Genomic DNA, 9,337 nt, shown 5'->3' with positions numbered 1-9,337 from the left:
TGCGGGAGAGAGGATGCCGATGGCGTCCGCTCGATGAAAGGAAAGAAGAATGGCACCGAAGAAGAAGGTGACCGGCCTGATCAAGCTTCAGATCAACGCCGGTGCAGCCAACCCGGCGCCGCCGATCGGGCCTGCGCTCGGTCAGCACGGCGTCAACATCATGGAGTTCTGCAAGGCGTACAACGCCGCGACCGAGTCGCAGCGCGGCAACGTCATCCCCGTCGAGATCACCGTCTACGAGGACCGCAGCTTCACGTTCATCCTGAAGACCCCGCCGGCAGCCGAGCTGATCAAGAAGGCTGCGGGCGTGCAGAAGGGCTCGAAGACGCCGCACACGGCCAAGGTGGGCAAGCTCACCAAGGACCAGGTGCGTCAGATCGCCGAGACGAAGATGCCCGACCTGAACGCGAATGACATCGAGGCCGCCTCGCTGATCATCGCCGGCACCGCCCGTTCCATGGGCATCACGGTCGAGGACTGAGGGGGATAACGACAATGGCTACCAAGTCCAAGGCATACAACGAAGCCGCCGCGAAGATCGAGGCCGGCAAGTTCTATTCACCCAGCGAGGCTGTGAACTTGGCGAAGGAGACGGGCTCGAAGAAGTTCGACTCCACCGTCGAGGTCGCCCTCAAGCTCTCGGTCGACCCGCGCAAGGCAGACCAGATGGTGCGCGGCACCGTCATCCTGCCCCACGGTACCGGCAAGACTGCGCGCGTCATCGTGTTCGCGACCGGTCCTGCCGCCGAAGCGGCGATCGCCGCTGGCGCTGACGAGGTCGGCGGCGCCGAGCTGATCGAGAAGGTCGCCGGCGGCTACACCGCGTTCGACGCTGCAGTGTCGACCCCGGAACTGATGGGCCAGGTCGGGCGTCTGGGTAAGGTCCTCGGTCCCCGAGGCCTCATGCCCAACCCCAAGACCGGCACCGTGACCCCCAACCCCGCCAAGGCGGTCGAGGAGATCAAGGGCGGAAAGATCGAGTTCCGTGTCGACAAGCACGCCAATGTGCACTTCGTCGTCGGCAAGGCATCGTTCTCGGCCGAGCAGCTCGATGAGAACCTCAAGGCTGCGCTCGACGAGATCGTTCGCCTGAAGCCCTCGAGCTCGAAGGGCCGCTACATCCAGAAGGGTGCAGTCTCGACGACGTTCGGTCCCGGCATCCCGCTGGACGTGAACAGCATCGCCTGAGCAACGATCTGATACGACGACGGCCTCCGCTTCGGCGGGGGCCGTTGTCGTTCATCCGCCGACGACGAGGCTCACGCCGAGGACGATCATCACGACCGCGATGATGGCGTCGAGGATGCGCCAGGCTCGGGGCGTCGCGAGCCAGCGACCGAGATAGCGGGCTCCGAACCCCAGTGCGCTGAACCAGAGGATGCTTGCCATCACGGCGCCGAGCGCGAAGAGCCACCGGTCATCGCCGTGGGTGTTGGCGACACCGCCGAGCAGAAACACCGTATCGAGGTAGACGTGGGGGTTCAGCCACGTAAGCGCGAGGACGGTGAGAACCGTCGCGGAGAGCCGTGTCGCGGTCGTGGTCGGCTGAACCTGCACGGGCCGTTCGGTAGCAGAACCCGCGATGTCATCGCGCGGGTCGTCCACAGTCAGTGCGCCCGCGGGACGCCACGCGCGCCTGGCAGCGAGGAGGCCGTAACCCACGAGGAAGGCCGCGCCCGCCCACCGCACGGCGGTCACCAGCCATGGCAGTGCAGCCAGTGCGAGCCCGACACCCGAGACGCCGAGCACGATGAGGATGGCGTCGGATGCGGCGCACACCACGACAACCGCCAGTACGTGCTCGCGCCGGATTCCCTGTCGAAGCACGAACAGGTTCTGTGCGCCGATGGCCACGATGAGCGATAGTCCGAGGCCGAGACCGGCGAGGAGGGGAGGGAGCACGCCTCGACGCTAGCTGGCGCGAGACATGCACTCCAGCTCAGGATTCTCACGGGGCATTAGCATCGCTTCATATGAAGATCGACTTCGACCTCGCCGACACCGTCGCGATCATCGCCGAGGAGGGCACTCTGGAGGCTGCGGCGCGGCGCATGCGGATCACGCCGAGCGCCGTGAGCCAACGCCTCCGCGCGATCGAAGATCAGCTCGGTCGGGTGCTGCTGGTGCGCTCGAAGCCCGTGCGCCCGACGGCTGCCGGGGAAGCTGTCATCCGGCTCGCACGTCAGGCGCGTGTGCTCGAACATGATGCCCTTGCCGGCATCGGTGAAGACGGAGCCGCCGACGGACCCGTTTCTGTGCCGCTCGCGGTGAACGCGGACTCTCTCGCCACCTGGTTCCTCTCGCCACTGGGCCGCCTGAGTGCGCGGCATCCGATCGTGTTCGACCTTCATCGCGACGATCAGGACTTCACCGCTGCGCTCCTCGAGGGCGGCACCGTGATGGGCGCCGTGACGTCCCGTGCAGAGCCGGTAGCCGGATGCCGCGTTACCGCGCTCGGTGTCATGCGCTACGAGGCAGTCGCCACTCCCGAGTTCGTCGCCCGCTACCTCAACATCTCACGCGGCGACACCCGTGCACTGGCTGCGGCCCCGGTCGTCCAGTTCGATCGCCGCGATGATCTGCAGGACCGGTGGCTACGGGAGAAGGGCGTGTCGGCTTCGGAAGCCCCGCGCCACTACGTCCCGGCATCCCATGACTTCGCGCAGGCAGTTGTGTTGGGACTCGGATGGGGCTTGCTGCCCGGCTTCCAGTCGGCAGCTGAGCTCGAGCGCGGAGCGCTCGTACGCCTGGGAGGTCCGCCCGTCGACGTTCCGCTGTACTGGCAGCAGTGGAATCTGCGTTCGCGGCTTCTGGATGCCGTGGCCACCGAAATCGTCGAGGAGGGACGCCGCGTGCTTCGACCTGCGCGAGCCCTCAATCGTCGCTGACGCGCAGCACGATCTTGCCGCGTGTGTGCCCGCCCTCGATATCGGTGTGCGCCCTCGCCGCTTCCGCAAGGTCCAGCACGTGATCGATGTACACCTGAATCGATCGTGAGTCGAGCAGGCGGGCGATCGTCGCAAGGGTCGCGCCTTCCGGAATCACCTTGTAGCTGGTCGCGCGGACTCCTGCAGCCGCCGCAGCGTCGCGATACTCCGGCCACGATCCGGTGGGAACGAGGATGTAGATCCCGCCGGGCCGGAGCACCGACAGCGAGCGGGAGCCGATCGAGTCGGTGACGTTGCCCACGAGGTCGATGACGACGTCCATGTCGTGCACGACCTCCTCGAAGCGCGTCGAGGTGTGGTCGATCACGACCGAGGCGCCGAGATCCCGAAGCCACGGGGCGTTGGTTCCGGAGGCTGTGGCTGTCACGTGAGCGCCGAAGTACGCAGCGAACTGCACGGCGAAGTGCCCGACGCCACCGCTTCCGGCGTGGATGAGGATCCGCTGTCCTTCGTGAGCGTGAGCGGTCTCGACCACGAGCCCCCAGGCGGTGAGCGCTGCCACCGGCACTCCCGCCGCTTCGACATGCGAAAGGGAGGCTGGCTTGCGCGCGATCGACAGGGTGGGTGCGACGACATACTCGGCGTAGCTTCCCGGCGTCCGGGGGAACCCGGCCATCCCGAACACTTCCGTACCGACGGGGAACGGATGGGTCTCGAACGGCGACTCGACGACGACGCCGCTGAAGTCGAAGCCGAGGATCTCGGGAAGCTCGGCTACGGCAGGAGCAAGTCCCTTCCCGGCCCGCGTCTTGGCATCGATCGGGTTCACACCGGCGGCGACCACCCGCACAAGCACCTCGCTCAGGACGGGGTGGGGCACCGGGACGGTGGTCTCGGTCAGGACGCCGGGAGCGCCCCACTGCGCGACGGTGACCGCACGCATCACTTCGGGGACCTGCGAGAGTTCGGTGGAGAATGCCCGGGTTTCGGGGGATGGGCGTAGCGGCCGGAATCGCATCGGTCGCTCCTTCCGCGAATTCGTCGCCAGCGGACCGCGCACATCGGCATCGACGTGGCACATGACGACCAGGTGAAACCCCGCCCTCCGCGAGGTGATCTCAGTCAACCCCCCGATTGTCTCGCTCGTGTTACGCCGTTGTCACCGAGCCGATAAGACCCGGCCCGTCAGCGTTTCGGGATATCGCCCGACGCGAAGGCGGTGAGTAAGTCGGTCAGGTCGTCGATCGACTCGGTCGGCCACTCTGCGAGCGTGTGGGAGAGCATCCGTTCGTACGGTGCTCGCGCGGCATCCAATTCCTTCCGTCCCTCTGAGGTGAGGGAGATCAACCGTGAACGACGGTCGTCCGGATCAGCCGTCCGCTCGATGAAGCCAAGACTTTCGAGCTCGCTGATCTGCCGACTGATCATTCCCTTGTCGGCGGTCAGTCGATGAGCGAGGGCCGACGACGTCGTGGGTCCGATTCGGCCGATGGTCGCGAGGAGTTTGAACGTGCCGGGGAGCATTCCCGGGCTCACCTCATCAGCGATCTGCGCATAGAACTTTCGGATGCGCGAGATGAGCTCGGAGATCGCACCCTCGAGTCTGTCCACTGCCGCGCGGTGCTCGCGGGTCGCCGGGTCGAGGTCCTCGGGGGACTCGGACTCGCTCATCGCGGCGGTTCCTGGGTGGATGCCGCGCCAGCAGCCTTGGCGCGGTGAGAACTGTCGGAATCCGCTCCGAGCTGGGCAGTGGCGGTGAGGGTTTCCATGCCCTCGGCGACAGACACGGTAGCGAGGTCGGCTTCACCGGCTTCCAGTCGCTCGCGGTTCGTCATCCGGGTCAGGGGAACGTTCGGCAAGAACGCGATGGCGATGAGGCTCACGATCGCGAACGGCACGAGGATCAGGAAGGACTGTGAGATGCCTTGAGCATAGACGTCTTCGAAGATGACGCGCAGGCCCTCGGGCATCGCAGACACCTGCGGGAGGGACCCCGACTGGAGTTGCGAAGCCCAGGTCGACGCCTGGTCGCCGAGGGTTGCGAGCGCAGCGGTGACGTCATCCTTGCGTCCTCCCAAGAGGTCGGTGACGCTGCCGGCAAGAGCTGCGCCCATGACGGCAACACCGACGCTGCCGCCGAGGCTTCGGAAGAAGGTGACGCCGGAACTTGCCACGCCGATCTTGGTGGGTTCGGTCGTGTTCTGCACGATGAGCACGAGGTTCTGCATCGTCATCCCGACGCCCGCGCCGAGCAGGAACATGTACAGCGACACGAGGGCGAAGTTCGTGTCGTAGTGGATCGTCGTCAACAGGGCGGACCCTGCGATCAGCGAGATGCTGCCCCCGATGAGGTAGGGCTTCCAGTGCCCGAAGCGGGTGATCAGCTGGCCGACTCCGACGGATGCCACCAGGAGTCCGGCGATCATCGGGATCGTCATCAGCCCGGCCTCCGTGGGTGTGGCGCCTCGAGCCAGCTGCATGTACTGGCTGAGGAATACCGAAGCCCCGAACATGGCGATGCCGGTGGCGATCGAGGCGAGCACGGCGAGTGTGAATGTGCGGCTCCGGAACATCGAGAGCGGGACGAGAGGTTCGCGCGAGCGCAGCTCGACCACGATGAACAGAACTGCGGCGAGAACAGCGCCGCCCACCATCAGCAGGGTCGTCACGCTCCACCAGTCGAAGGAGTCGCCGGCGGTTGTCACCCAGATCAGCAGCAGCGAGACGGCGGCAGAGAGCAGGACGATGCCGAGGTAGTCGATCGAGACCTTCCGTGCCGCGAGGGGCTTCAGGTGGAGGGTGCGCTGCACGATGATCAGGGCCGCAACGGCAAAGGGAAGGGCGACATAGAAGTTCCAGCGCCACCCGATCCCGTCGGTGATGACGCCGCCTACAAGGGGGCCACCGATGGTAGCGAGCGCCATGACGGCGCCGAACAAGCCCATATAGCGACCGCGCTCGCGGGGGCTGATGATGTCGGCCATGATCACCTGGCTGAGTGCGGCTAGGCCTCCCGCGCCGACGCCCTGCACCGCGCGCATGGCGATCAGCCACTCGGTGTTCGGTGCGAATCCCGCCGCGGCGGTTGCGACGACGAAGATGCCGATCGCGAGCTGGAAGAGCAGCTTGCGGTTCACGAGGTCGGCGAGCTTGCCCCAGACGGGTGTCGAGATCGCTGTTGTCAGAAGCGTCGCTGTCACGACCCAGGTGAACGCTGCCTGATCGCCGCCGAGGTCGTGGATGATCACCGGCAGGGAGGTGGAGACGACAGTCGAGGCGAGCATCGAGACGAACATGCCCAGGAGCAGGCCCGAGAGGGCCTCGAGGACCTGGCGGCGAGTCATGCCGGATTCGGTGAGGGCCGCAGCTGGAGGGGAAACGGATGCCATGGGATGCCTTCTTGACGACGAGGAGTGGCTGCGCTCGTCATCGCGCAGTCATTGACAAATGTCAACTATAGAGTATTTGGTTGACAGGAGTCAATTAGTTGGCGGCTGCGCGTCGACGAAGAAACCTCGGCTCGGGGTCCGGCGGGGTGAGCGGGGTGCAGTCCGTGGCTGATCAGTCAGACAACGCGAGCGCGCGATACGGCTCGCGGGTCTCGACCGAGGCGACCGCCAGTGATCTCGTGCGCTGCGTGCGTAAGTACAGCTCATCGATGAGAGCCGTCGCCAGGCCGACAAGCCGGGCAATCTCCGTCTCGTCGCGATCAACCCACGCGCACCGGGGCTCGTCGCCGACAGGGACGAAACCGTCGTGCTGTTCCCATGCGACCAGCGTGCGCTCGGCACCGAGGACGTGTTGCTGCCACCAGACCTGGCGCAGGTAGGAGCGTGGGATGCTGCGCCACTCCTTATTCGTCGTCTTGATCTCGGCGAGGATGACGCGCCCCTGCGCGTCGACCACCACGCCGTCGGGGGTAGCGAGATGACGTTTCTCAATCTCGGCGTGAAAGAGCGCCGAGGAGGGCTGGATGCCGTGCGTTGCGGCTACCCACCGTGCGATTTCGGGTTCGCGCAGCCGCCCGTGGTTCGTATAGGCATTGCCCGAGAACCCGGAGCCCATGAGCTTGGCGTCGGCGGCGCGGGCAATGGCCCGTTCAGAGGTGAGCGTCGCGACATCCGTTGCTGTGATTCCCCGCGAACGCGCCCGCACCCACGCGACCCGGTCTCGCGAGTCGGCGACGATGCGCGCTTGGAGTTCGGGAGTCACCACTTGACCCTACGTCGGGGTCGCGACCTCGGCCGCCCTCACACGCGAAGATGTGCGAGAGGCCCGGCGACGATTTGTTGGGGTGGGGACCGGAGCGTACACTTGTCGGAGCCGAAGACCGCCGGTCATCGGCGTGCGCGTAAGCGAACGTCGATCGAAGCGCTGGAAATTCTCTTCCGGGAGAGTAGCCAGGGGCCTGCGCAGGTGTCACGAACAACGCCCATCCGGGCCGAAGCTCCGTGCGCTTGCGCCGGAGCTTTTCTCATTTTTGGGGGTCCGAGGCTCCCGTCCCGCCACCGCGGAATGGGGACAAGACACAAGGAGTGGCCATGGCGCAGAAGGAAGCGACGGTTGCCGAGCTCACGAAGAACTTCGAGGACTCGACTGCCGTTCTGCTCACCGAGTACCGCGGCCTGACGGTTGCTGAGCTCAAGGAGCTCCGCAACGCGATCCGTCAGGACGCCGAGTACGCCGTGGTGAAGAACACGCTCTCCAAGATCGCCGCGAACAACGCGGGGATCACGTCGATGGATGAGGACCTCAAGGGACCCTCGGCTATCGCATTCGTGCACGGTGACCCGGTCACCGTCGCGAAGGGACTGCGCGCCTTCGCCAAGGCACACCCTCTTCTGGTGATCAAGGGCGGATACTTCGACGGTTCCCCCCTGAGCGCAGAAGAGGTAAACAAGCTCGCCGACCTCGAGAGCCGTGAAGTCCTGCTGGCGAAGCTCGCCGGCGCGATGAAGGCCTCGATGACCAAGGCAGCATTCGTCTTCAACGCACTGCCGTCGAAGGCCGTTCGCACGGTCGACGCGCTGCGTGAGAAGCAGGAGTCCGCGGCCTGAGTCGGCCCCGGCGATAACCACACCCATCAAGGAGAATCATCATGGCAAAGCTCAGCACTGAAGAGCTGCTCGACGCGTTCAAGGAGCTCACCCTCATCGAGCTCTCCGAGTTCGTCAAGGCGTTCGAGGAGACCTTCGACGTCACCGCCGCCGCGCCCGTCGCGGTTGCCGCCGCCGGCGCCCCCGCCGGTGGTGCCCCCGCCGAAGAGGCCGAAGAGAAGGACGCGTTCGACGTCATCCTCGAGGCCGCCGGCGACAAGAAGATCCAGGTCATCAAGGTCGTCCGCGAGCTCACCTCGCTCGGCCTCGGCGAGGCCAAGGCCGTCGTCGACGGTGCTCCCAAGGCTGTCCTCGAGGGCGCCAACAAGGAGACCGCAGACAAGGCGAAGGCTGCTCTCGAAGAGGCAGGCGCCACGGTCACCCTCAAGTAAGTCCCTGCGACTTTCTCGCGAAGGCCTCGGATGCTTCGGCATCCGGGGTCTTCGCGCATCTCGGCATCCGTCAGCGCCAGAAGGTGCCCGCTAGGGTGAACGCATGACCAGCGGTACCGACGTGGCGACGCAGCCAGGGCCTGAGCCGGCCGGCGATGGTGAGCTCACCGGACTCACGGCAGCCGAGGTAGCCGAGCGTGTGTCGGATGGCCGAACCAACGCGTATCAGGCCGACTCCAGCCGGAGCATCGGCAGCATCATCCGCGCCAATGTGTTCACGATCTTCAACGCGATCGTTGGATCGTGTTTCGCCGTTCTCCTGCTGCTCGGGCGCTGGCAGGACGCGATCTTCGGCCTCAGCGCTCTGGCCAACACGATCATCGGTGCGTGGCAGGAGTTCCGCGCCAAGGCGGCGCTCGATCGCCTGGCGCTGCTGAACGCACCGACTGCTCGGGTCCTGCGCGACGGTGTCGAGGCTGAGATCCACCCGACCGATGTCGTGATCGATGACATCCTGGTGCTGCGCGCCGGCGATCAGATCGCAGCCGATGCCGAAGCAGTTGCCGCCCGCGGATTGCAGGTCGACGAGTCGATGCTCACCGGTGAGTCAGATGCTGTCGACAAGCATCCCGGCGATGAGGCACTTTCGGGTTCGATCGTCGTCGCGGGAGAGGGGCTCGCGCGCGTCATCCGTGTGGGTGCCGACTCGTATGCCAACCGATTCGCCGCTGAGGCCAAGCGGTTCTCGCTCGTCTCGAGCGAGCTGCGCTCGTCGATCAACCTTGTGCTGCGTGTCGTCGGCTGGGCTATCGGACCCATGGCACTTCTCGTCCTGAACGCCCAGATGATGGTGTTCGGCGGATGGGTCGCCGCCTGGGAGAGTGGCGACTGGGTTCAGGCAGCCGTCAATACGATCGCCGCCGTGACCGCGATGATTCCCCTCGGGCTCGTCCTCATGACG

At 65.8% G+C, this 9,337-nt stretch carries 10 protein-coding genes and 1 pseudogene; 6 read left to right on the top strand and 5 right to left on the bottom strand.

Annotated features, from left to right (window positions below; genetic code table 11):
• The first annotated feature begins 49 nt into the window (after positions 1–49).
• A complete protein-coding gene (gene rplK, locus B3587_RS00885) occupies positions 50–481 on the top strand; it encodes a 50S ribosomal protein L11 (protein WP_195692156.1) in 432 nt (143 codons plus the stop codon).
• A gap of 14 nt (positions 482–495) precedes the next feature.
• Positions 496–1,188, top strand: coding sequence for a 50S ribosomal protein L1 (rplA, locus tag B3587_RS00880; protein WP_228177939.1), 693 nt, complete (start codon positions 496–498; stop codon positions 1,186–1,188).
• 51 nt (positions 1,189–1,239) lie between these two features.
• Here the strand turns inward: rplA and B3587_RS00875 are convergent, their stop codons facing one another.
• Positions 1,240–1,902, bottom strand: coding sequence for a LysE/ArgO family amino acid transporter (locus B3587_RS00875; protein ID WP_228177940.1), 663 nt, complete (start codon positions 1,900–1,902; stop codon positions 1,240–1,242).
• 71 nt (positions 1,903–1,973) lie between these two features.
• On the opposite strand from B3587_RS00875, the gene B3587_RS00870 reads away from it, so the two are divergent.
• Positions 1,974–2,888, top strand: a complete 915-nt coding sequence (locus tag B3587_RS00870; RefSeq protein ID WP_228177941.1) for a LysR family transcriptional regulator ArgP — start codon at positions 1,974–1,976, stop codon at positions 2,886–2,888.
• On the opposite strand, the gene B3587_RS00865 is transcribed toward B3587_RS00870, so the two are convergent.
• The 4 genes from B3587_RS00865 to B3587_RS00850 form a co-directional block, all read right to left on the bottom strand.
• Positions 2,875–3,906: an NADP-dependent oxidoreductase gene (locus tag B3587_RS00865; protein WP_228177942.1), complete on the bottom strand. Its 1,032-nt coding sequence runs from the start codon at positions 3,904–3,906 to the stop codon at positions 2,875–2,877. The two genes, B3587_RS00870 and B3587_RS00865, sit on opposite strands and share 14 nt — an antisense overlap.
• A gap of 167 nt (positions 3,907–4,073) precedes the next feature.
• Entirely contained in the window at positions 4,074–4,559 is a 486-nt protein-coding gene (locus B3587_RS00860; protein ID WP_292725860.1) for a MarR family winged helix-turn-helix transcriptional regulator, read from the bottom strand.
• Positions 4,556–6,277, bottom strand: a complete 1,722-nt coding sequence (locus tag B3587_RS00855; RefSeq protein ID WP_228177944.1) for an MDR family MFS transporter — start codon at positions 6,275–6,277, stop codon at positions 4,556–4,558. Before B3587_RS00855 ends, B3587_RS00860 begins: the two co-directional genes overlap by 4 nt.
• A gap of 172 nt (positions 6,278–6,449) precedes the next feature.
• The gene (locus tag B3587_RS00850; RefSeq protein WP_292725857.1) at positions 6,450–7,100 is read right to left on the bottom strand and encodes a YqaJ viral recombinase family protein; all 651 of its coding nucleotides are present in this window, start codon (positions 7,098–7,100) and stop codon (positions 6,450–6,452) included.
• A 329-nt stretch (positions 7,101–7,429) separates the two neighbouring features.
• Between B3587_RS00850 and rplJ the strand changes: the two genes are divergently transcribed.
• The 3 genes and pseudogenes from rplJ to B3587_RS00835 form a co-directional block, all read left to right on the top strand.
• Positions 7,430–7,945 carry a 50S ribosomal protein L10 gene (gene rplJ / locus B3587_RS00845; protein ID WP_228177946.1) on the top strand — a complete coding sequence of 172 codons (516 nt, stop codon included), beginning with the start codon at positions 7,430–7,432 and terminating at the stop codon, positions 7,943–7,945.
• 41 nt (positions 7,946–7,986) lie between these two features.
• Complete coding sequence (gene rplL, locus B3587_RS00840) at positions 7,987–8,376, top strand: 50S ribosomal protein L7/L12 (protein WP_109211492.1); 390 nt, start codon at positions 7,987–7,989, stop codon at positions 8,374–8,376.
• 103 nt (positions 8,377–8,479) lie between these two features.
• Positions 8,480–9,337: pseudogene (locus tag B3587_RS00835) on the top strand (cation-translocating P-type ATPase); the annotation flags it as partial.

The sequence above is a fragment of the Microbacterium sp. UBA837 genome (assembly GCF_002296025.1).
Classification (GTDB): Bacteria; Actinomycetota; Actinomycetes; order Actinomycetales; family Microbacteriaceae; genus Microbacterium.
Note: the sequence above shows the minus strand (reverse complement) of the source record. Positions and strands in the feature narration are given on the sequence as shown.